At 69.2% G+C, this 22,088-nt stretch carries 20 protein-coding genes; 13 read left to right on the plus strand and 7 right to left on the minus strand.

Going from position 1 to position 22,088, the window contains the following annotated elements; all coding sequences use genetic code 11:
* Positions 1 to 31: 31 nt before the first annotated feature.
* Positions 32 to 2,041 (minus strand): sigma-54-dependent Fis family transcriptional regulator, encoded by a 2,010-nt coding sequence (locus IAI53_RS07020; protein WP_187717401.1) that lies wholly within the window; start codon positions 2,039 to 2,041, stop codon positions 32 to 34.
* A gap of 365 nt (positions 2,042 to 2,406) precedes the next feature.
* On the opposite strand from IAI53_RS07020, the gene pedF reads away from it, so the two are divergent.
* The 3 genes from pedF to IAI53_RS07035 all read left to right on the plus strand — a co-directional run bounded on the left by pedF (position 2,407) and on the right by IAI53_RS07035 (position 4,413).
* The gene (pedF, locus tag IAI53_RS07025) at positions 2,407 to 2,826 is read left to right on the plus strand and encodes a cytochrome c-550 PedF (protein WP_225433165.1); all 420 of its coding nucleotides are present in this window, start codon (positions 2,407 to 2,409) and stop codon (positions 2,824 to 2,826) included.
* A complete protein-coding gene (locus IAI53_RS07030) occupies positions 2,816 to 3,664 on the plus strand; it encodes a substrate-binding periplasmic protein (protein WP_187717402.1) in 849 nt (282 codons plus the stop codon). The genes pedF and IAI53_RS07030 overlap by 11 nt, the downstream gene beginning before the upstream one ends.
* 164 nt (positions 3,665 to 3,828) lie before the next feature.
* Positions 3,829 to 4,413 (plus strand): cytochrome b, encoded by a 585-nt coding sequence (locus tag IAI53_RS07035; RefSeq protein ID WP_349771912.1) that lies wholly within the window; start codon positions 3,829 to 3,831, stop codon positions 4,411 to 4,413.
* A gap of 152 nt (positions 4,414 to 4,565) precedes the next feature.
* On the opposite strand, the gene IAI53_RS07040 is transcribed toward IAI53_RS07035, so the two are convergent.
* Positions 4,566 to 4,934 (minus strand): DUF779 domain-containing protein, encoded by a 369-nt coding sequence (locus tag IAI53_RS07040; protein WP_187717404.1) that lies wholly within the window; start codon positions 4,932 to 4,934, stop codon positions 4,566 to 4,568.
* 159 nt (positions 4,935 to 5,093) lie between these two features.
* Positions 5,094 to 6,614 (minus strand): acetaldehyde dehydrogenase ExaC, encoded by a 1,521-nt coding sequence (exaC, locus tag IAI53_RS07045; RefSeq protein ID WP_187717405.1) that lies wholly within the window; start codon positions 6,612 to 6,614, stop codon positions 5,094 to 5,096.
* 349 nt (positions 6,615 to 6,963) lie between these two features.
* Between exaC and IAI53_RS07050 the strand changes: the two genes are divergently transcribed.
* The gene (locus IAI53_RS07050; RefSeq protein WP_187717406.1) at positions 6,964 to 8,574 is read left to right on the plus strand and encodes a sigma-54-dependent Fis family transcriptional regulator; all 1,611 of its coding nucleotides are present in this window, start codon (positions 6,964 to 6,966) and stop codon (positions 8,572 to 8,574) included.
* Positions 8,575 to 8,680: 106 nt separating this feature from the next.
* Here the strand turns inward: IAI53_RS07050 and IAI53_RS07055 are convergent, their stop codons facing one another.
* Positions 8,681 to 11,077, minus strand: coding sequence for a TonB-dependent receptor (locus IAI53_RS07055; protein WP_187717407.1), 2,397 nt, complete (start codon positions 11,075 to 11,077; stop codon positions 8,681 to 8,683).
* 459 nt (positions 11,078 to 11,536) lie between these two features.
* On the opposite strand from IAI53_RS07055, the gene pqqA reads away from it, so the two are divergent.
* The 6 genes from pqqA (at position 11,537) to IAI53_RS07085 (ending at position 15,829) form a co-directional block, all read left to right on the plus strand.
* Positions 11,537 to 11,611, plus strand: a complete 75-nt coding sequence (pqqA, locus tag IAI53_RS18775) for a pyrroloquinoline quinone precursor peptide PqqA (protein WP_187717984.1) — start codon at positions 11,537 to 11,539, stop codon at positions 11,609 to 11,611.
* A 114-nt stretch (positions 11,612 to 11,725) separates the two neighbouring features.
* Positions 11,726 to 12,019 (plus strand): pyrroloquinoline quinone biosynthesis peptide chaperone PqqD, encoded by a 294-nt coding sequence (gene pqqD / locus IAI53_RS07065; protein ID WP_187717408.1) that lies wholly within the window; start codon positions 11,726 to 11,728, stop codon positions 12,017 to 12,019.
* Positions 11,988 to 13,139 (plus strand): pyrroloquinoline quinone biosynthesis protein PqqE, encoded by a 1,152-nt coding sequence (pqqE, locus tag IAI53_RS07070; RefSeq protein ID WP_187717409.1) that lies wholly within the window; start codon positions 11,988 to 11,990, stop codon positions 13,137 to 13,139. Before pqqD ends, pqqE begins: the two co-directional genes overlap by 32 nt.
* Positions 13,140 to 13,259: 120 nt before the next feature.
* A complete protein-coding gene (locus IAI53_RS07075) occupies positions 13,260 to 13,766 on the plus strand; it encodes a hypothetical protein (protein WP_187717410.1) in 507 nt (168 codons plus the stop codon).
* Positions 13,744 to 14,859: a 3-phosphoserine/phosphohydroxythreonine transaminase gene (gene serC / locus IAI53_RS07080; RefSeq protein ID WP_187717411.1), complete on the plus strand. Its 1,116-nt coding sequence runs from the start codon at positions 13,744 to 13,746 to the stop codon at positions 14,857 to 14,859. The genes IAI53_RS07075 and serC overlap by 23 nt, the downstream gene beginning before the upstream one ends.
* 97 nt (positions 14,860 to 14,956) lie before the next feature.
* Positions 14,957 to 15,829 carry a beta/alpha barrel domain-containing protein gene (locus IAI53_RS07085; RefSeq protein WP_187717412.1) on the plus strand — a complete coding sequence of 291 codons (873 nt, stop codon included), beginning with the start codon at positions 14,957 to 14,959 and terminating at the stop codon, positions 15,827 to 15,829.
* 51 nt (positions 15,830 to 15,880) lie between these two features.
* Here the strand turns inward: IAI53_RS07085 and IAI53_RS07090 are convergent, their stop codons facing one another.
* The 3 genes from IAI53_RS07090 to IAI53_RS07100 are packed head-to-tail and all read right to left on the minus strand — an operon-like array spanning position 15,881 to position 18,736.
* Positions 15,881 to 16,738, minus strand: coding sequence for a cache domain-containing protein (locus IAI53_RS07090; protein WP_187717413.1), 858 nt, complete (start codon positions 16,736 to 16,738; stop codon positions 15,881 to 15,883).
* Between the two features lie 44 nt (positions 16,739 to 16,782).
* Positions 16,783 to 17,439, minus strand: coding sequence for a response regulator (locus IAI53_RS07095; RefSeq protein WP_187717414.1), 657 nt, complete (start codon positions 17,437 to 17,439; stop codon positions 16,783 to 16,785).
* Entirely contained in the window at positions 17,372 to 18,736 is a 1,365-nt protein-coding gene (locus IAI53_RS07100) for a sensor histidine kinase (RefSeq protein WP_187717415.1), read from the minus strand. Before IAI53_RS07100 ends, IAI53_RS07095 begins: the two co-directional genes overlap by 68 nt.
* Positions 18,737 to 18,935: 199 nt before the next feature.
* Between IAI53_RS07100 and IAI53_RS07105 the strand changes: the two genes are divergently transcribed.
* From IAI53_RS07105 to IAI53_RS07115, 3 genes are all read left to right on the plus strand, one after another.
* Positions 18,936 to 20,822, plus strand: a complete 1,887-nt coding sequence (locus IAI53_RS07105; protein WP_187717416.1) for a methanol/ethanol family PQQ-dependent dehydrogenase — start codon at positions 18,936 to 18,938, stop codon at positions 20,820 to 20,822.
* 56 nt (positions 20,823 to 20,878) lie between these two features.
* Positions 20,879 to 21,478, plus strand: coding sequence for a pentapeptide repeat-containing protein (locus IAI53_RS07110; RefSeq protein WP_187717417.1), 600 nt, complete (start codon positions 20,879 to 20,881; stop codon positions 21,476 to 21,478).
* An 88-nt stretch (positions 21,479 to 21,566) separates the two neighbouring features.
* The gene (locus IAI53_RS07115; RefSeq protein ID WP_187717418.1) at positions 21,567 to 22,004 is read left to right on the plus strand and encodes a c-type cytochrome; all 438 of its coding nucleotides are present in this window, start codon (positions 21,567 to 21,569) and stop codon (positions 22,002 to 22,004) included.
* Positions 22,005 to 22,088 lie beyond the last annotated feature (84 nt).

Consider the following 22,088-nt stretch of genomic DNA (forward strand, 5'->3'; position numbering starts at 1 on the left):
GCACGCGGCCTGGTTCAATCCCGCGCGGTATTCAGCTCATCCGGCCGAGCTTGCGATACAGGGTGTTGCGACTGATCCCCAGGCGTCGGGCGGCGGCGGACACGTTGCCGCCGGTATCGCGCATCGCCTGCGAGATGGCCTGCAGCTCGATCTCGTCCAGGCTGGCGGTCGCCGGCACGCCGTGGCCGCCGGCCGCGGGCCAGGATGCTTCGCGTCGCGTGTCGTCCGCCACCCCCTTGGCGCCGTCGAACTCGTCGGTGCCGAACAGGTCCTCGGGCAAATGCCTGGGCAGGATCAAGGCCTCGTCCTCGTCGAGCAGGGCCACCGCGACCCGGATCACGTTCTGCAGCTGGCGCACGTTGCCCGGCCAGGGGTAGCGCTCGAAGAAGCTCATGACCTCCTCGCTGATGCCGACCTCCCGCTCGCCCTCGCCGCCCGCTTCACAGGCCAGCAGGGACATGACGATGCGGCGGATGTCGCTGCGCTCGCGCAGCGCCGGCAGGGTTACGGTGAGGCCATTGACGCGGTAGTACAGGTCTTCGCGGAAACTGCCCTCGCGCACCAGCTCGCGCAGGGTGCGGTGGGTGGCGCAGACCAGCGAGATGTCCACCGCCACCTGGGCGCTGCCGCCCACCGGCGTGACGCTGCGCTCCTGCAACACCCGCAGCAGGCGCGCCTGCATGCCCAGCGGCATGTCGCCGATCTCGTCGAGAAAGAGCGTGCCGCCGTGTGCCTGCTGGATCTTGCCCACCGCTCCCTCGCGCCGCGCGCCGGTGAAGGCGCCGCCGCTGTAGCCGAACAGTTCGGACTCGATCAGGTTTTCGGGAATGGCCGCGCAGTTCAGCGCGACGAAGGGTCCGTCGCGGCGCGGGCCGCTGTGGTGGAAGGCGCGCGCGAACAACTCCTTGCCCACGCCCGACTCGCCCTGGATCAGCAGCGGGATGTCCTTGCCCAGGATGCGCGCACCGCGGTCCAGCGCCAGCTGCAGCTGGGCATCGCCGGTGGCCAGGTCGTCCAGCGTTACCCCTTGACACGGCTTCGCCGCGCTGCGCGGCCGTGCCGCCGGCGCGTCGGCCGCCCGCGCCGGCGCGGCCTCGACCCGCATCGGCACGGAGGTCTTGAGCCGCATGTATACCTGCTGGCCGTTGCGCAGCTCCACCGCAAGCAGCGATGCGGGATCGCGCCCCGCGCGGTCGAGCAGGGTGCCGAAGGAAAGACGGAACAGGTTGTCGAGCGTCCGCCCCGGCGACTCACCCACCGCACCGCCCAGGCATTCGCGCGCCGCACCGTTCATGCCGAGCAGCTGGCCGTCGCACGACACGGCGATCAAGCCCTCCTGCAGGCTGCCGACGTACTCGGGGCGCGTGTGGAAGGCGAGCACCAGATCGCGCGCGAAGCGGTGTTCGAACAGACGCTTCTCCAGCAACTGTACCGACAGGCGCACCAGCGCCAGCGTGTGCGGCTGGTAGTTGCGGTAGTCGCCGGAGATATCCAGCACGCCGGCCAGCCGTCCGTGGGGGTCGAACACCGGTGAGGCGCTGCAGGTCAGGAAGCCGTTGCGGTCCAGGAAGTGCTCGCCGCCGCACACTTCGATCGGAGTCTGCTCGACCAGCGCGGTGCCGATGGCGTTGGTGCCGCGCACCGCCTCACCCCAGGTGGCCCCGGGCTGCAGGGCCACGCGCTGCGCGCGGCCGACGAAATCGGGGTCGCCGAGGCTGTGCAGGATCACCCCCTCCGCGTCGGCCAGGATCACCATGCTGCCCGAGGCGCGGATCTGCTCGAACACGTGCTCCATGATGCCGCCGGCCTGCCCGAGCAGGTCGCCGCTGCGCTCGCGCAGTTCGGCCAGCATGGCGCGCCCGGCCGGGTCGCGGTCGACCGCGGCGCGGAAATCGATACCGCCCTCGGCGCACCGTGACCAGGAGCGCAGCACGAGCGAGGCCACCCCATCGACCGCATCGTCACCGCGTACGAAGAATCGCTCGCGCGCCGAGCGAACACGCGCTTCGTGCGCTTCGCGCACCACAGCCCTGCCTTCCATTCCTCTCCTCCGTGCCTGCCCCGTTCAGGTTCTTTTTTATTACTGCTTTTTTTCGGGTTGTCTCAGAACGTAGCACCTGCCACGTCTTGCAGCAATCGGGCATTTTCCCGACTGTCGAGAAATCCATGCAATTTCCTTACCAGTTTGTTACGCCCACGCGACAGGCGTGCGCTTGCACAGCATCGCACCCATCCACCGGCCGGGTGGCACACCCCTTGCAGAAGGGGCAGCGCACCGGCGACGAATCCCCGGCAAGGCGCAAGCCGCACGCACGAGGGGTTCCCGACCGGAAAGACCTGGACTTCCCCAGATGAACCAACCTGCAAGAGGAAAACAAGGTGGCTGAGATGAACCACATGGAGACAATGACCCGCAATCTTCGCTCGCTGCTGGCGGCCGCCGTGCTTGGCGGCACCGCGGTCACGGCGATTGCCCACGGCGACGTAACGCCCCAGGCGGTGGACGTATCCACGCTGAAGGCGCTCGGCGAGGAATGGCAGGCGGAGAACCCCTACCGCGGCGACAAGGAGGCGATCCGCGTCGGCGACTCGGCCTACAACCAGAACTGCGCCCGCTGTCACGGCCTGGGCGCGGTGTCAGGCGGCATCGCCCCGGACCTGCGCTACCTGCCGATCGACGCGGAGACCGACGAATACTTCATCGGCCGCGTGCGCAACGGCGTGACCCGCAACGGCGCGGTCTACATGCCGCCGTTCGAGGGCATGCTGTCGCAGGAGGCGATGTGGGCAATCCGCGCATGGCTGGACACCGTCCATGAAGAATGACCGCCGCCACTTCCTGCTCGCGGCCGGCGCGCTCTACCTCGGCAGCCTGCTGCCGGCACGCGCCGCCGCGCAACTCGAGACGCAGCAGGCCGGTGCCCTGCGCATCGCCGTGTATGCCGACTTCGCACCCTGGTCGGCGCGCGGCAAGGGCATCGACATCGCAATCGGACAGGCGCTGGCCGAGCGCCTCGGCCTGCGCGCGGAATTCGTCGAATTCATCGCCGACGAGGACATGAACGACGACCTGCGCAACATGGTGTGGCGCGGACACTACCTGGGCACCCGCCCGGCCGACGTCATGCTCCACGTGCCGGTCGATGCAAACCTCGCGCGCCGCAACGACAAGGTGAAGATCTTCGGCCCCTACCACCTGGAAACCATGGCCTTGGCGCGCGACACCGCGCGCCTGCCCGAGCCCGCGGGCTCCGCGTCCGGCCTGGAAGTGTTCACCAGCGAGAAGATCGGTGCGGAGCTGGACACCCACGCGAGCGACTTCCTGCTGCACGTGCTGGGCGGCCGCTTGCGCAACAACGTGGTCCATTTCCGCAGCACCGAACAGGCGGTGCAGGCCATGCGACAGGGCGAGATGGCCGCGGTGATGGGTTCGCGCGCGCAGCTGGAGGCCGCGCTCGGCAAGGCCGACGGCTTTGCGCTCGATCCGCTTCACATGCCGGAGATGCGCCTGCGCGGCTGGTCGGTCGGCATGGCGGTCAAGGCCGAGCACGAGACCCTCGCCGCCGCCCTTGGTGAGGCGCTGGCCGAACTGCAGCGCTCCGGCGAACTCGGCCGCATCTTCGCGCAGCACGGCGTCACCCACCAGGTCCCGGGGAGCAACTGAGCACCTTGTCCCAGGATGGCACACCTGCTCCGTAAGGGAGCAGGTGTGCGCCATCGGCAGCGGACCGGAACGAAGCGTGGGGAGCCGCGACGAAGTCGAGCCTCCCCCCGAGACATCGACCAGGAAGGGCATGCAACGTGGATGAGAGAACACGCTTGCCGGCCATTGCCCGCAAGCAGCACAGCAGGCCGCACCCTCCCGCGAACCCGCCAGACGGGCATCCACCGCGCTACGACCGCGGCGCGATGGCCCTGCACTGGGGGCATGCGGCCCTGGTGCTGGGTCTGCTCGGCTTGGGGCTGTACATGGTCGACCTGCCCAAGGGTGCCGGACGCAGCTCCGCCATCGCCTGGCACAAGTCCTTCGGCATCCTCGCCCTGCTGCTGGTGGCCGCCCGCATCGCCTGGCGCCGTTTGCACCCGCCGCCGGAGGATGCGCGGCTGGATGGCACCCAACGCCGCCTGGCCGACGCCGGCCACCGCCTGCTCTGCCTGCTGCTGGTGCTCACCCCGCTGGCGGGTTACCTGTCGAGCAGTTTCACCAAGTACCCGATGCGCGCCTTCGGCCTGTCCATACCCAAGGCAGGCTGGCCCGACGAGGCCATCAACGCATTCTTCAACGGCGCGCACGCCGTGCTTGCCTGGAGTCTTGCCGCGCTGATCGCCGCGCACATCGCGGCGGTCGTGCTGCACGCCTTGCAGGGCAGGACGGTGCTCCATCGCATGCTCCCGGGACATCGCCCGGACTGAGCGTCCATCGCAGCTGTATCGTTTCGGCACACCTGCTCCATTCCGGAGCAGGTGCGTGATCCCTCGTCTTTTCCGGAACCCCGGCGAGAGGGAGCGCGCATCTTCCGCGCCATCGCGCAGCTGATCATGCTGCGCAGCCCTTCGAACCGGCCTCAGACGAGGCCGGCGGCTTCCAGAGCCGCCCATTCGTCATCGGTGAACAGCCGTGAACTGGCATGGAAGGCCATGCCTTCCGGCCCCTCCAACGAGAAGTTGTCGCCGACGCCGGGGCGCGCATCGATGATCAGCTGGGTGTGCTTGACGTAGTCGTAGTGCGAACCCCCAACATAGACCGGACTGCCGCCGATTTCGCCGAGCAACACGTCGGTCGGCGCCACGGCGAACTCGCCGCGCGCGAAGCAATTGGGCGCACTGCCGTCGCAGCAGCCGCCCGACTGGATGAACAGCACCGGCCCGTGCTTGGCGACCAGCCGCTCGATCAGGGCCAGCGCTGCCGGCGTGGCAAGGACACGTTCGACCATGGGAACTCTCCTGCGCTTTGCGCGGCGCGGAGCCGCGCAAACCAAAAAAAATGGGCGGCCCCATCAGGCCGCCCGTGAAATCTCCCACGAGGAGGGAGAGGGAGAACAACCGTGGCCCGCAGCGGCCGCCGTGGTCCGCTGCGGACTGCCGTCACCGGCTCAGAAGAAGCCGAGCGCGTTCGGGCTGTAGCTGACCAGCAGGTTCTTGGTCTGCTGGTAGTGGTCGAGCATGACCTTGTGCGTCTCGCGGCCGATGCCCGACTCCTTGTAGCCACCGAAGGCGGCGTGCGCCGGGTAGGCGTGATAGCAGTTGGTCCACACCCGGCCGGCCTGGATGGCGCGGCCCATGCGGTAGGCGCGACTGCCGTCGCGGGTCCACACCCCGGCGCCCAGGCCGTACAGGGTGTCGTTGGCAATGGCCAGCGCTTCGGCCTCGTCCTTGAAGGTGGTCACCGCCAGCACCGGGCCGAAGATCTCCTCCTGGAAGATGCGCATCTTGTTGTGACCCTTGAACAGGGTCGGCTCGATGTAGTAGCCCTCGGCCAGTTCACCGGCCATCTTCGCGCGCTCGCCACCGATCAGCACCTGGGCGCCCTCTTCCTTGCCCAGCGCGAGATAGGTCTGGATCTTGTCCATCTGCATCTGCGAGGCCTGCGCGCCCATCATGCTGTCGGTGTCCAGCGGGCTGCCGCGCTTGATCGCCGCGACGCGGGGCAGCGCACGCTCCATGAACTTCTCGTACACCGACTCCTGGATCAGCGCGCGCGACGGGCAGGTGCACACCTCGCCCTGGTTGAAGGCGAACAGCACCAGGCCTTCGATGGCCTTGTCGAAGAACTCGTCGTCGGCGTTGGCGATGTCCTCGAAGAACACGTTGGGCGACTTGCCGCCGAGTTCCAGGGTAGCCGGAATCAGGTTGTTGGCTGCGGCCTGGGCGATCACCCGGCCGGTGGCGGTGGAGCCGGTGAAGGCGATCTTGGCGATGCGCTTGCTGGTCGCCAGCGGCATGCCGGCCTCGCGGCCGTAGCCGTTGACCACGTTGAGCACGCCCGGGGGCAGCAGGTCGGCGATCAGCTCGACCAGCACCAGGATGCTCACCGGGGTGGATTCGGCCGGCTTGAGCACCACGCAGTTGCCCGCACCCAGCGCCGGCGCCAGCTTCCACGCGGCCATCAGGATGGGGAAGTTCCACGGGATGATCTGGCCGACTACGCCCAGCGGCTCATGGAAGTGATAGGCGATGGTGTTGTGGTCGATCTCCGACAGGCTGCCTTCCTGCGAGCGCAGGCAACCGGCGAAGTAGCGGAAGTGGTCCACCGACAGCGGGATGTCGGCGTTCAGGGTTTCGCGGATCGCCTTGCCGTTATCCACGGTCTCGGCGTAGGCCAGCATCTCCAGGTTCTGTTCGATGCGGTCGGCGATCTTGAGCAGGATGTTGGCACGCTCGGCGGCGGGCGTCTTGGCCCAGCCGTCGGCGGCGGCGTGCGCGGCGTCCAGCGCCAGCTCGACGTCTTCCTCGGTCGAGCGCGCGGCCTGGGTGTACGGCTTGCCGGTGATCGGAGTGACTACGTCGAAATACTGACCTTTCACCGGCGCGACGAACTTGCCGTTGATGAAGTTGTCGTAGCGGGTCTTGTATTGAACCTTGGCGCCTGCAGTGCCGGGCAATTCGTACAGCATGAGATCTCCTCCTGTTCCGGTTTATCATGACGTCAAACGCGTCGCAGCCTCTTCTGCATATGCCGTGCCAGCACCGCCAGCGGCTTCGCCCCATGAAGCACCAATCCTTCCTCATCAATGATTTGCGCACCCATGGCGGCCACTGCCGCTCGGCCGGCCGGCCTCGCACGGGAACCGGGGTGTCACGTTTTTGCACACCTGCCCCGACGGCCGCTGCTCCGTATCACGACAAGGGCCCGGCAGGCGCAGCGCAAGGGGGCCGCAACACCGCGCCGGGCGGGCGTTTGCAGCCCGCAACGGAACCGGCGGGCGGGGATCTCCTCGGCATGATTCATGCATCGGTTTCGTCATGAACCCCGCACTACCCCGTGACCCCCCCGGGCGCGAGCTGCTCGCCTCCTGGGAACGCAGCAAGGCGTACGGCCTCACCGCCGACCAGCCCCTGCCCGACGCCACCCTGGCGCGCGTGGCGCTGGATGAACGACTGGAGGCGAACGCCCGCCTGCTGACCTTTTCCCGTCCGGTTCTGGAGAACCTCTACCGCCAGATCGGCAGCCCGGCCTCGACCGTGCTGCTCGCGGACCAGGAAGGCATGATCCTGTCCGCAGTGGGCGACACCGCCTTCCTCGACCGTGCCGCGCGCGTGGCGCTCGGCCCCGGCGCATGCTGGAGCGAGGCCGAGAAGGGCACCAACGCCATCGGCACCGCGCTGCAAGCGGGCCGCACGGTGGCCGTGCTCGGCGAGGAGCACTTCCTGCGGCGCAACCACTTCCTGAACTGCGTGGCCACCCCCATCCTCGCCCCGGGCGGTGGCGTGCTGGGCATCCTCGACGTGTCCACCGACGCGCGCGCCGACATCTCGCATGCGGACGCCCTGCTGCGCACCACCGCCGAACTCATCGAGCACCAGCTGATCCAGAGCCTGGACGACGGCTTCATGATCCTGCGTTTCCATCACCGCGCGGAGCTGCTCGGCAGCCCGCTAGAGGCGCTGATGGTGTTCGACGAGGACGGCTGCCTGATCGCCAGCAACCGCGCCGCGCGCAGCCTGCTGGCACTGGACCCCGCCCATCCGGTGGCCTTCAGTGACGACTGCTTCGCCACGCCGTGGCCGGGGCTGGTGGGCTGGGCGGCGCTGCAGCAGAACACCCCGTTTCCGCTGCGCAGCCTGCGCGGCCACACCTATGTTTCGCGCGCCACCCTGGCCCAGCGCCGCCCGCGCATGGCGAGCCGCCCCATCGTCAAGGACAGCGCGCGACTGTCGCAGCTCGACGCGATGCGCCTGGGCGACGCCCGGCTGGCAGCTGTGCTCGACCATGTCGCAGGCACCGCCCGCGAGCGCACGCCGCTGCTCATCGAAGGCGAAACCGGGAGCGGCAAGACCCATCTCGCGCGCGCCGTTCACCACGATCACGACGGCGCCGATGTGCCGCTGGTCACCCTCGACTGCCCCACGCTGGCCACCGGCGAGGCAGGCAGGCGGGAGGCGACGGCCGCCATCGCCCAGGCCGCGGGCGGCACCTTGCTGCTGAAGGAGATCGGCGCCCTGCCCGTCGCCCTGCAGGCCATGCTGGTCCGGCGTAGCGCCGACACCGACGGCGCGCGCCTGGTGGCCACCACCACCACGCCGGTGCACGATCTGGAGGCGCGGCAAGCGTTCGCCCGCGCCGACTTCGACGCCCACCGCGGCAGCACGGTCACGATCCCGCCACTGCGCGCGCGCAGCGACTTCGACGCGCTGGTGCGCCTGTTCGTGCGCGAATCCAGCACCGAGCGCAACATCTACGTCTGCCCCGACGCCCTCGCCCGCCTGCGCCAGCACGCCTGGCCGGGCAACCTGCGCGAGCTGCGCAACCAGTTGCGCCTGATCCTCGCGCTGATGGGCGACGAGGCCAACCAGCTGTGCCCCGAGGACATCCCCCCCGAGCTGTTCGACGAGGACGCACCGGGCAAGGGCTGACCTCGCCCGGCGCCGCGCCCTGCCGGTCGTGCCGCACAGGGCGTCGGCGCGAAAACGCCCTCGGCAGAGGGCGCGGGGCGGAAAGTCCGGGGCTTCCGGAGAACGCTCAGAACCGCCCGCCCGCCTTGCCGAACTCGTAGCGCACGCCGATCCACGCCGCACGGGGCGCGCCCGGAGCGACCAGCGCGGAGAACTCGTCGTCGCCGCCCATGAAGGTGCCGTCGGCTTCGAAGAAGGTCTCGCCCAGCATGCCAACGGTGTGGTACTTCCTGTCGAACAGGTTGTTGACCCGGGCGAACAGCTGCCAGCCGGTCTTGCCGAAGCTGTAGCGCGTATCCAGGTTCACAACCGTGTAGCCGCTCACCTTGCCGCCGGCGCCCTGGTGGTCGTTGTTCTCGTTGCCGTGCGAATACTGGCTGGAGAAGGCCACGATGTTGGCGCCGATGGTCCAATGCGGCAGCGCCTGCCATTCGCCGCGCAGCTTGAACTGATGACGCGGGATGCCGGGGATGCTGTCGCCCTTGCCGACGAGTATGGTGTCCCCCTCGCCGTCGCTGTCGGTATCCACCGCGCTGGAATTGACCTCGTTGGCGATCGAGAAGGCGGACTGGTAGGTGGCCTCGATGTAGCTGTAGCCGGCGAACCAGCGGAACTTGCCGATCTCGCCATTCACGCCCAGATCGATCCCCTGGCGGCGCGTCTTGCCGACGTTGGAGAAGTAGCCGGCGCCGGTTGAATTGGCGGCGATGAACTGGATGTCGTCGGTGTTCTGGGTACGGTACAGGCTGAGGCTGTAGCCGAACCGGTCCGCGACCTTGCCGCGCACGCCGCCCTCGAAGGTCTTGGACACCACCATGTCGAGCGGCGGATCGCCGGCCATGGCGTTGGGCAGCTTGCACGGCTGGTCCGGATTGGCACAGCCCAGCTCGATGGCGGTCGGCGCGCGGCTGGCTTCGTTGTAGCTGGCGTACAACGACAGCTTCCTGTTCGGGGTGATCGCCAGGCCGATCGCCGGATTGAAGCGGTGGAAGCTGTGGTCGCCGGTCAGGGATTCGGGATTTCCGGGGTCCGGGATCAGCTGGTCGCGGTTCTCCACCCGGGTGTGGTTGTAGCGCCCCGACAGGGTCAGGTGGTAGACCTCGTTGAACGAGAAGGTATCGGTCAGGAAGAAGCTCCAGCTGCGATTGACCCCGCGCAACTCGACTTCGCCCTCGTCTCCGAACACGCCGATGCCGTCCACGCCGCGGCCGGCGTTGATGGTGCCGAACTCGGTGCCCTGCTCGAAATCGGTGCGGCTGCGGTCATAGCCCAGCCCGACGATGAACAGGTTCTGGCGGCCCCACAGGTCCTGGTTGAAGTTGAGCTGCGCGCTGGCCCCGTAGCCCACGCGCCTGGACTTGCTGCGATTGAGCGCCCCGCTGCAGGAGATCTCGGCGTCGTCCTCGTCCGCCCCGGGCACGCAATCGTCCAGATCGAAACCCGGGTCGTCCGGATCGATGTCGTCGTTGGCATCGCCATTGAGGGTGCGGGTGCGCGCATTGCGGTAGTAGGCATTGCCGCTGATCATGGTGTCGTCATTGATCCAGTGGCTGGCGTTGAAGTTGAGGAAGGCGAGCTTGTTCGCGGTCTGGTCCGGCTTGGTGTTGATCGCATCCCAGCCCTGGGCGTGCAGGAACTCCCTCTGCACCAGGCCATTGCCGATCAGGTCGTTGTCGGCCAGGGACAGGCTCAGGCTGAGGTCGGTGCTGTCGTTGCGCCAGCCCAGCTGGCCGAACAGCTGGCGCACGTCGGAGGGCGAGGCATCGCGCCAGCCATCCTCCTCGAACCAGTTGCCGGCGATGAAGTAGTCCACCCCGTTGGCGGCCACCCCGCCGTACTCGGCCTGGGCGTTGTAGCGCCCCCAGGAGCCACCGGACAGCTCCACCGCAGCGCCGCGGTGGGTATGGCCGCGCTTGGTCTGCAGCGAAATGGCGCCGCCCAGGGTGTTGAGGCCGAACAGCGGGTTGGAGCCCGGAATCAAGGACATGTCGGCCAGCGCGTTGGTCGGGATCAGGTCCCAGCTCACCACGTCGCCGAACGGTTCGTTCACGCGCACGCCATCCTGGTACACCGACAGGCCCTGGGGGGTGCCGAGCAGCGGCGAGGCGGTGAAGCCGCGGAAGTTCACGTTGGGCTGGAAGGGATTGTTCTGGGTCTCATTGACGTTCACCCCGGTCATGTTCTGCGCCATGTAGTCCGCGATGGTCAGGCTGTGCTGCTCCTGCAGGGCCTCGCCCTCGACCGTCTGCACGTTGGCCGGCACCTTGCCGACGGGAAGGCCGATGCCCGGCAGCGGCGTGGTGCCGATCACGGTCACCGTCGGCGCGACATGAACGTCACCGTGCTCCTGCGCACCGGCGGCGCCGGCGCCCGCCGCGGCAACGAAGGCGATGAGCGAGAAGCGCGCGAGCGGACGGTATGCCGCCCGGGGCAAGGGTGAAAATGCGCAGGTGGAACGGATCATCGCAGCCTGTCTCCTCTGGTCTTGTCGGGGCTTGCCGATGCGCGGGGGCAGGATGCGCCCTGCACCGGTACAGCCTTCGATTCTAGGAAGCTGACGGCGCCGGAACCCGGGAAAGCGGCAACACGGACCCGGGAATTCTTCCCGAGTCCGCAGCCATGAAGACGGCCCTGAATGAACAGGTGCGTCCCCGTACCGACAGGGTCGGCAGCCGTGCCGGCCTCGGGCCCGAGCAGCCCTTCCGTAGCGGCAAGCCATCGCCAGCCGCCGCTGTCCTTAGCCTGGATCAAGAACGGCGGAGCCCGCCGCCGAATCATGATTGTCGCCATGTGCCGATCACGATTCCGTCGACGTCCGGCTCGACATCCCACGGACGGACGACAGGCGCCTTGCGGCGATCATGACCACGGACCACGCGCCTGCACCGGTCCGTTCCCACACCATCAATTGAGGAGTCTCACCATGCAATGGATTGAACCTGCCTACTGCGATATCCGCCTCGGCTTCGAAGTCACCGCTTACGTGTACGTGCGCTGAGCGTCGCCGGGCGCCCCGGGCACGGCGCTCCGCTTGCGGGGAAGTGCCCGGGGCGGTGCAACGAGCGCGGCCGGCAGCCTGCATCGCCGCCCGCGCCCAGCAAGGAGAGCAAGCATGAGCGACGCAACCCTGCCTGCGGCGCAGGACCGTTACGAGATCAATCCGATGTATCTCTTCCGCTGGGAAGACTCCCAGCAGGCCTACGTCCTTCTCTACCCGGAGGGCATCGTCAAGCTCAACCTGACGGCGGGCGAGATCATCAAGCGCTGCGACGGCCTGCGCACCGTCGGCGAGCTGGTGGCCGAACTGCAGGCCCTGTTCACCGGCGACGCGGAGAGTGTCGCCGAAGGCGTATACAAGTTTCTGGAGGTGTTCCGTGCCAAAGGATGGATCCGTCGTCAGGCTTGACGGCCAGGGCAAGCCCTTGTGGCTGGTGCTCGAGCTGACCTACCGCTGTCCCCTGAAGTGCCCCTGGTGCAGCAACCCGGTGGATTACGAGCACTGTCACGACAAGGAGCTCTCCACCGAGGAGTGGAAGCGCGTGTTGCGCGAAGGCCGCGAGCTCGGTGCCCTGCAGCTGGGCTTCACCGGCGGCGAGCCCATGCTGCGCGACGACCTGGAGGAACTCGTGGGCGAGGCCAACCGCCTCGGCTACTACACCAACCTCATCACCTCCGGCGTCGGCCTCACCGAAGAGCGCCTGGTCGCGCTCAAGGCCGCGGGGCTCAAGCAGATCCAGCTCTCGCTGCAGTCGAGCGACCGCGAACTCACCGACAGTCTGGTCGGCGCCCGCGCCTTCGACCTCAAGATCAAGGTCGCACGCATGATCAAGGCGCACGGCTTCCCGATGGTGCTCAACGTACCGGTGTTCCGCCACAACGCCGACCAGACCGCCGACATCCTGGCGCTCGCCGAGGACATCGGCGTCGACTATCTGGAGTTCGCCAACATCCAGTACTACAACTGGGCGATGGCCAACCGGGACGAGTTGCTGCCCACCCGCCAGCAGCTGGAAGCGGCGGAGCGCGGGGTCCAGGTGGCGCGCGAGCGCATCGGTGACCGCATGACGATCTACTTCGTCATTCCCGACTACTACGAGGAGCGGCCCAAGGCGTGCATGAACGGCTGGGGCTCCATCCACCTCACCGTCGCCCCCGACGGTGCCGCCCTGCCCTGCCAGGAAGCCCGCCTCATCCAGGGGCTCGATTTCCCGACGGTACGCGAGAGGAGCCTCGCCTGGCTGTGGAACGAATCGCCCACCTTCCGCAAGTTCCGCGGCGACGAATGGATGCGCGAGCCGTGCCGCTCCTGCAGCGAGAAGGAGAAGGACTTCGGCGGCTGCCGCTGTCAGGCCTTCCTCCTCACCGGCGACGCGGCCAACACCGACCCTGCCTGCGGCAGATCGCCCGCTCATCACCTCATCGGCGAGGCCGTGGCGCGCGCCCACGCACCGGGGCGCACAGTCAAGCCGCTGGTGATGCGCACCGAACGTGCCGCGCGGGAAGTGCTGGAGGCGGATCGTGGCTAGTCGTCTGCTCGACTCGGCATTGCGCACCGTGCTCCTCGGCGTCGGACTGACCGCCGTCCTCGCCCTGGCGCTGCGGCTCGCCGCCTGATCCCACCCCACCGGAAGAAGCGGGAAACGCGAATGGAAGGCATCCTCCTCGAAGTGCTGGCCCGCTGGCTGCACTTTCTCGGCGCCATCGTCTGGATCGGCCACAACTATGCCACCGCGGTGAACCGGCCACGCTACGAGCCGCTCACCGCGGCCGACCTCGCCGACCCGGACAGCCCGCGTCAGCAGGCCCTGCTCGCCCGCGAGCATGGCACCTTCCGCTACGCGTCGCTGGTTACCCTGGGCAGCGGCCTCGTCATCCTCTGGCAGCGGGGCTGGCTCGGCGACGCGCTGAGCCTGCAGGGCGGCCTCGCGCCGCTGGGCGTCGGCATATGGCTCGGCATCGCGATGGTGCTCAACCTGTGGTTGGTGCTGTGGCCCAACCAGAAACGGGTTCTCGGCTTCGTTCGCGCCCCCTTGGAAGACCGCCTGCGTGCGTCGCGGATGACCTTCCTGTCGGCGCGGGTGAACACCCTGCTGTCGATCCCCGTGCTGTTCCTGATGGCCGCCGGCGCCCATGGACTCGCCCTGTTCAGCTGAACTGCACGCCGCCGCCCGCCCGCAGCCGGCCACCGGCTACAGCTTCTCGGCCGCGAGCGGGCCGTTGCCAGCCGAGGTGCGGGCGGCGGTCGCCGAGGCTTGCATGCCACCTAACGGCGGCCGCTCCATCCTGAGCCTGCCGTTCACCTCCGACGCCTACCGCAGGCTGCAGGACGAAACCGAGGCCTGCCTGCGTCGCCTGCTCGACATCCCCGACGAGTTCCGTGTGCTCTTCCTGCAGGGCGGGGCCACGCTGCAGTTCGCCATGCTGCCCCTCAACCTGCTCGGCGGGGCGCGCCTGGCGGCCTACGTGGACACCGGCCACTGGTCGCGCCGGGCGATCGAGGAAGCCGGCCGCTACGCCGATCCCGACATCGTCGCGCGCGCCGTGGGGCACATCCCCCACGAGCACGACTGGCAACTCGACCCGCGCGCCGCCTATTGCCACATCACCACCAACGAGACCGCCGACGGCCTCCAGTTCGACCGCTTGCCGGCGATCCCCGTGCCGCTCGTCGCCGACATGAGCTCGGACCTGCTCACCAGGCCGCTCGATTTCACGCGTCTCGCGCTCGGCTACGCCGCCACCCAGAAGACCATCGGCGTGCCGGGGCTGACGGTGCTCATCCTGCGCGCCGACCTCCTCGGACGCGCCCACCCCGCCACGCCGCGGGCGATGAACTACACGGCCCAGGCCGAGGCCGCGTCGCGGGTGAACACGCCGCCGGTGTTCCCGGTGCTGGTCGCACACCGCATGCTTCACTGGATCGAGCGGCAAGGCGGAGTGGCCGCGATGGCTGCGGCCGTCGAGCGGCGCAGCGCTGCCGTCTACGCCGTCCTCGACGACAGCGGGGGCTTCTATCGCAACACGATCGCCCGAGCCCACCGGTCGCGCGTGAATCCGTGCTTCCACCTCGCCGACCAGGGTCTCACCGAGCGCTTCCTCGACGCGGCGCAGCGGGCGGGGCTGCACGACCTGCGCGGCCACCCGCGGACCGGCGGCATCCGGGTGAGTCTCTACAACGGCGTCGAGGACGAGGCGGTCGCGGCCCTGGCCGGATTCATGCGCGAGTTCGCGCGCACCCAGGGCTGACAGGCATGGCCTCCTCTCTTCGCCAAAGACCACTCGGCAGTCCGGCCGCACGCGGCCGCGCCGGGCGGCCCGGGCACCCGCCGCTGCGAGCCTTGTCATGAGCGCGACACCGAGCCCACGCGCGCTGCGCACCCGCCGGGCCCTGGCCGCGCTGCGGCGAGCAGCGGCGTCGGCGGGCAAGGACGGTGGAGGTAAGGTGTATGCGTACGCCGGCGCACCGGTTCATGCGATGGGTCTTGCCTTTCCGGGACCGCTCGGGCTGGCTGCGGGCTTCGACCGCTTCGGTCTCCTCGCCCGTACGGCACCACGACTCGGTCTGGGAGCGGTCGAGGCGGGCACCTTTTTCGGCGGCAGCGCGGGAGAGCTTGCGGTGCTGGGCAGCGGCACCGCTCGACACGGTTCGAACGCGGCGATCCGGGGCGTCAGCATCGGCAAGCGCCCTGCCACGCCCTGGTCGCGTGCCGAGGACGACTTCCTCGACGCCCTGTTCGCCTTCCACCGCGGCGCGGACTACCTCACGCTCAACCCCGGGCGCGACCACCCGCGGCCGGAACGCTTTGCCATCGTGCTGCGGGAGGTCGTCCGCGCCCGTGACGCCCTCGGCGGACGCCGGGACAGGCGGATTCCCCTGGTCGCCAAACTGCCGTTCGCCTGGACGGCCGGCCCGGAGGGGGTGGCCATCGCCACGGCCTTCGTCGCCGCGGGCGCCGACGGCTTGCTGCTCTCGGCCGAAGGCGCCGCCTGCCCTCGCCATGCCCGCGAAATCCTGCGGCGGATCGCCACGGCACTCGGACGCGAGGCGTGCATCGTCAGCGTCGGCGGCATCGACGGCGCGCGCGAAGCACGCGCGCGAATGGATGCCGGCGCGCACCTGATCCAGGTGCACCGTGGCGCCGCCGCGGGCGGCGCCCGCTTCACCCGTGCGCTCGCGCTCGAACTTTCGCTCCGGCGCTTCGGCGAGCGGCCATGATCCCGGCCTGCAAGTCCGTTCCCGGACAACAGGACCGGGCGCCGCGGGACATCACTCGAGGTAGTGACCGACACCGATCAGCGAGCCGCCGACCTTGCGCACGTAGGAACGCTTCTTCTCCACCGCGTTGGTCACCGGGTTGCGCCACACGTAGTCGACGCTCGCCTCGTCGGCGCCCTTGAGCTTCTCCACCATCTCCGCCACCAGCGCGTGGCCGGCCGCATCGTGCAGGCCGAGCGCGTCGGTGTCGGCCAGCGCCGGATTCATGCCCATGGCCTGGAAGCGGCCGCTCGCCAGGTCGACCATGAACACGTAGAGATCGTCCTTGACGAATTCGCCGCCGCGGTCATTGAAGGCTTCCGCCGCCTTGCCCACGCCTTCCGCCCCGGCGAAGGCGACTGCCCGCTCGAGCATCGCGCGGGCGTCGTCGGCGCTGGCGCGCGGCGCCGAATAGCCCACGCCGAGCACGTAACTGCCGACCTTGCGCACATAGCTCACCTTGGGCTCGACCTTGTTGGTCACCCGGTTCAGCCACATGTAGCGCACGGTGGCTTCCTGCGTCCTGCGGGTGGAGTCGATCATCTCGCGGAACAGCGGGTTGCCGGCCGCGTCGGTGGTGTTGAGCACGGTCAGGCCGACCAGCGCCTCGGGGGCGGCGCCGCTGGCGTGATAGACACCCTTGTCGTCGATCACGAACACATACAGGTCCTTGCGGACGAACTTGCCCTTCTGGTTGTTGAAGGCCGCAAAGGCGCGCTCGGCGCCGTTCTCCTGCATGTACTGCACTGCCTGCTCGAACAGGCTGCGCGCCTCGCGCGGGGTGGCACGGTCGACCGCCGCGGCCGGCAGCGCGAGCCCCGCCGCCAGCAGGGTGGCGAACACGGCCTTGGACTGGAATACGCGTTTCATTGGTTCATCTCCTCGGGTCAACAACGGATCGGCTGTCGGTCCGCCTACGCGTGGCAGGCGGCCGCGGCCGGAAAATCCACCAGGCCGTGGCGCACCGCGAGCCTGAGCAGCTTGAAATCGTTGTCGGCGTCGAGCTTCTGGCGGATCGCCGACATGTGGTTGAGCACGGTCTTCTGGCTCAGGTGCATGCACTGGGCGATGGCCGCGGCCGAATCGCCGCCGGCGGCCATGCGCAGCACCTCGAATTCGCGCGGGGTCAGGCGCGCGAGGCCTTGCTCGCCGTCGAGCGTGGCGGTGGCGAGCGACTGGGCCACCTCGGCCGACAGCGTCCGCCGCCCGCCCGCCGCGGCGCGGATGGCGTCGAACATTTCGGTGGGCTCGCAGTTCTTGGTCAGGTAGCCGAGCGCACCGGCACGCGTCGCCTGGGTAACGTAGCCGGGGTTGTCGTGCATCGACAGCACCAGCACACGCAGCTCGGGCACGCGCGCGAGCATGCGGCGGATGGCCTCGATGCCGCTGCTGCCGCGCAGGCTGATGTCCACCACCGCCACGTCCACGCCGCCGCGCTGCAGGCAGGCGTAGGCCTCGTCGCCGGTCGCCGCTTCGCCTACCACCTCGAAGCCGGGCTCGGCGTCAAGCAAGCGCCGGTAGCCATTGCGCACCACCGCATGATCGTCGAGCAGCAGGATGCGTATCGTCATTGTTGTCTCCCTCCTTCTTCAATCCGGGCAGCCACAGTTCGAGCCGCAAGCCGCCCTCGACCGCGTTGCCGAGCACCAGGCGCCCGCCGGCCATCTCGACGCGTTCGCGCATGCCCAACAGGCCGCCGCCGGGGTGGACCCGGGCGGCACGCCCGCAGCCGTCGTCGCACACCGCCAGGCACACGCCGCCCGCCTGCGCGCTCACCCGCACCCACGCGCGCCGCGCGCCGCTGTGACGCAACACGTTGGTGAGCGCTTCCTGCAAAGTGCGGTACAAGGCCAGGCCGGCGTTCGGCGCCAGGCCGGGCAGCACCTCGGGCAGGCGCGCCTCCAGGGCGATGCCGGTTTCGCGCTGGCGCCAGGCGGCGAGAACCTCGGCCAGCGCATCGACCATGCCCAGCCCCTCCAGCCCGTGGGGGCGCAATTCGGTAAGCAGCCCGCGCACATGTGCGGACATCTGCGCCACCTGGCCGCGGATGTCGCGCGCACAAGCAGTCAGGCTGCCAGGGTCGGCGCTGCCGGCATGGCGTTCGACGAAGGCCGCGGCCGCACCGATCGCGGTCAGCGACTGGCCGAATTCGTCGTGCAACTCACGTGCCAGATGGCGCCGTTCGGTCTCCTGCAGGTCGATCAGGCGTCGCGCCAGCGTGCGCTCGGCCGCGCGCGAATCGGCGAGGCTGGCGGCCAGCCGCTCGATGGCTTGTGCGATGCGGCGGAACTCGCGCAGTTCGAACTGCGGCAGCGCGGCCTGCGAGGCGCCCTGCGCGAGCTGCTGCAGACCGTCTTCCAGCGCACGCACCGGGCGCAGCGCGCGATCCACCGCGAACCACGCCGCCGTACCGCCGGCCAGCACGAAGGCCAGCAGGGCTGCGAGCATGAACACCGCGTCGCGCAGGATCTCCAGCATCTCGCTGCGCGGATTGGCGCTCACCAGCAGCACGTCCCGGCCCAGCGGAATCCGCAGCTCGGGGGCCTCGACGCCGGGCAGGCGGTCGGCCAGCCAGTCGAGGACACCGGCTGCACCTGATGCGCTCTGGAGCGACTGTTCCATTTCGGGACGCTCCAGGGATACACGCACATGACGCAGCCCGCCGTCGGCGAGCAGGCGGTCGAGCGCCGCGCGCGAGCCTTCGCGCGCCTCGTGCACCGCGAGCATCAGCTCGGCCAGACGCGTCGAGGCCTCCACCTCCTCGGCCACGTCCTCCCGCAATGCGAGTCCCACCAGCAGCACCGCGGCCGCCAGCAACGCGACCGAGAAGGCGGACAACCAGGCCACCAGGCGCCAGCGCAGATCCATGGAGCATTCCTCCGTCAGACATCCACGCTTCCCATAGCAACGCACGTGCCACGGCTCCCGGCGACGACGGGAATTCCACCCGGTACGGCCGGGGGAGCTTCCCGCGACCGCTCACCGCGCTCCGCCGGATACTGGCCTCGGCCCCGGACACGCCCCTGGCATGACCGCCGGCCGACCAGACAACGAACGGAGACATGAGATGCCTCAGAAAACCCCCAAGACGGCCAAGCCGTTGCTGAGCCTGGCGGCAATCGCGGTCGCGACCGCCTGCGCCCTCCCGGCCTCGGCCGTCACCCCGGTCACCTGGAACGACATCGCCAGCGACGGCAAGAACCCGAACAGCGTGCTGATGTACGGCATGGGCCTGAAGGGCCAGCGCTTCAGCCCGCTGACCCAGATCAACGCCAAGACGGTGGCCGGACTGGTGCCGGCGTGGTCCTTCTCCTTCGGCGGCGAGAAACAGCGCGGCCAGGAGGCCCAGCCCCTGGTCCATGACGGGGTGATCTACGTCACCTCCTCCTACTCGCGCATGTTCGCGCTCGACGCCAGGACCGGCAAGCAGCTGTGGGCCTACGAGCACCGCCTGCCCGACGACATCCGCCCGTGCTGCGACGTGATCAACCGCGGCGCCGCGATCTATGGCGACAAGGTGTTCTTCGGTACGCTGGACGCGGCCATCGTCGCGCTCGACCGCAAGACCGGCAAGGTGGTGTGGAAGGAGAAGTTCGGCGACCACAAGGTCGGCTACACCATGACCGGCGCGCCCACCATCGTGAAGGACCAGAAGACCGGCAGGATGCTGCTGGTGCACGGCAGCTCCGGCGACGAGTTCGGCGTGGTCGGCTACCTGTTCGCGCGTGACCCGGACACCGGCAAGGAAGTGTGGGCGCGTCCGCTGGTCGAAGGCCACATGGGCCGCCTCAACGGCAAGGACAGCACACCCACCGGCGACGTCAAGGCGCCCTCGTGGCCCAACGACCCGACCCGCCAGACCGGCAAGGTCGAACCCTGGAGCCATGGCGGCGGCGCCCCCTGGCAGAGCGCCACCTTCGACGCCGAGACCAACACCATCGTCATCGGCGCGGGCAACCCGGCGCCATGGAACACCTGGGCACGAACCGCCCCGGGCGACGATCCACTCAACTGGGACAGCCTGTTCACCTCCGGCCAGGCCTATGTCGACGCCAGCACCGGCGAGCTCAAGGGCTTCTACCAGCACACCCCGAACGACGCCTGGGACTTCTCGGGCAACAACGAGATCGTGCTCTTCGAGTACAAGGACCCGAAGACCGGCAAGATGGTCAAGGCCGGCGCGCACGCCGATCGCAACGGCTTCTTCTTCGTCACCGACCGCGAGAAGCTCGCCAACGGCTCGGGCTATCCCAACCGCCCGACCGCGCTGATCGCCGCCTACCCCTTCGTCGAGGGCATCACCTGGGCCAAGGGCTTCGACCTCAAGACCGGCAAGCCGATCGAGACCGGCAACCGTCCGCCGCTGCCCAAGGACGGTGCGGAGAAAGGTGAATCGGTGTTCGTCTCGCCGCCTTTCCTCGGCGGCAAGAACTGGAACCCGATGTCCTACAGCCCGGATACCGGCCTGTTCTACATCGCCGCCAACCACTGGGCGATGGACTACTGGACCGAGAAGGTGAACTACAAGGCCGGCTCCGCCTACCTCGGCCAGGGCTTCCGCATCAAGCGCCTGTTCAAGGACCACGTCGGCACGCTGCGCGCGCTCGATCCGGTGACCGGCAAGATCGTCTGGGAGAACAAGGAGGAGTTCCCGCTGTGGGCCGGCACCCTCGCCACCGCCGGCGGCCTGGTGTTCACCGGCACCTCCGACGGCTTCGTGAAGGCGCTCGACGCCAAGACGGGCAAGGAGCTGTGGAAGTTCCAGACCGGCTCCGGCATCGTCTCGGCACCGATCACCTGGGAGATGGACGGCGAGCAGTACATCGGCCTGTCCAGCGGCTACGGCGGTGCGGTACCGCTGTGGGGCGGCGACATGGCCGACCTCACCAAGCAGGTGACGCAGGGCGGTTCGTTCTGGGTCTTCAAGCTGCCCAAGCAGCTGGCGAGCCGCTGAGGAGGCTGGCGGGGCGCGCCGTCGGCGTCGCCCCGCCGCGCAAGGAGCACCAAGCCATGCGAAGAAACCGACTCATTCCCACCGCCCTGCTCGCCACCGCGCTCGCCTGCAGCGCAAAGGCCGGCACCGGCGCCACGCCGGAAGCCTCCGCGGCCGTGCCGGACATCATCAACGGCTGCGGCATCTGGCCCTACACCCGCTGTCCCGGGGTGGATCTCTCCGGCGCCTCGCTGGTGGGCCGCAATCTCGCCGGCGCCGACCTGCGCGGCGCCAATCTGCGCGGCGCGGACCTGCGCGCCGCCAACCTGGCCGGCGCCAAGCTCGACGGCGCCGACCTCGGGGGCGCCCGCCTGGACAAGGTCAATGCGCCGGTCGCGCTGTTCCGCGGCGCCAACTTCGCCGGCGCAAGCATGGAGTTCGCCCGCCTCATGCGTTCCGACTTCAGCGGCGCGGACTTCACCGGCACGACGCTCGAGGCGGCGCGCGCCAACTACGCCCGCTTCGCGAACGCCCGCTTCGTCGACACGAACCTGCAGGAGGCCAAGTTCAACAATGCCAACCTCGCCAATGCCACCATGGAGCGCTGCGTGCTGCGCTTCGCCATTTTCCCCGACGCCAACCTGGACGGCTGCAAGGGCTGTCCGGAAGGCTGGTGAGCCGGAGCACTCGTCGATGCAGCGGCCGTCCCCCGCCTCGCCCGCCACACGGCCACGCCGCGACCGGCTCCGGGGCTCCGCCGCGGCGTTGACGCTCGCCCTGCTGCTCGCCTTGCCCGGTGCCGAAGCCGCCACGCCCCTGGCGCCGACCGTCGACCTGTCCGGCCTGCCCGCCCTGGGCGACGCCTGGCGCGAGGAGAACCCTTACCGCGGCAACGCCCAGGCGATCGAGACCGGCCGCTCGCTCTACGCCCAGGCCTGCGCGCGCTGCCACGGTGCCGAGTCGCTCGAACCCGGCCCGGCCGCCAACCTGCGTCTGGTCGGGCTGTACTGCCAGCGCCTAGCCGACCCGGAGCTCGCCAGCCGCTGCACGCGCGACGCGGACTACTACTTCCGCACCACGGTACTGGAAGGCAAGGTGCGTCTCGGGGTGGAGCACATGCCACCCTGGACGGGCGTGCTGTCGCAGGAAGCGATCTGGGCGCTGCGCAGCTTCATCGAAGCCCAGCGCGGGGCCAAGCCGTGAGCGCCAGCCGGCGCGGGCAGCGGCGTATCAACGCGACGCGGCCCGGGTGCGCGAACACCCGGGCCGCGATGGCCGGATTCAGCC

The organism is Thauera sedimentorum (assembly GCF_014489115.1).
Classification (GTDB): domain Bacteria; phylum Pseudomonadota; class Gammaproteobacteria; order Burkholderiales; family Rhodocyclaceae; genus Pseudothauera; species Pseudothauera sedimentorum.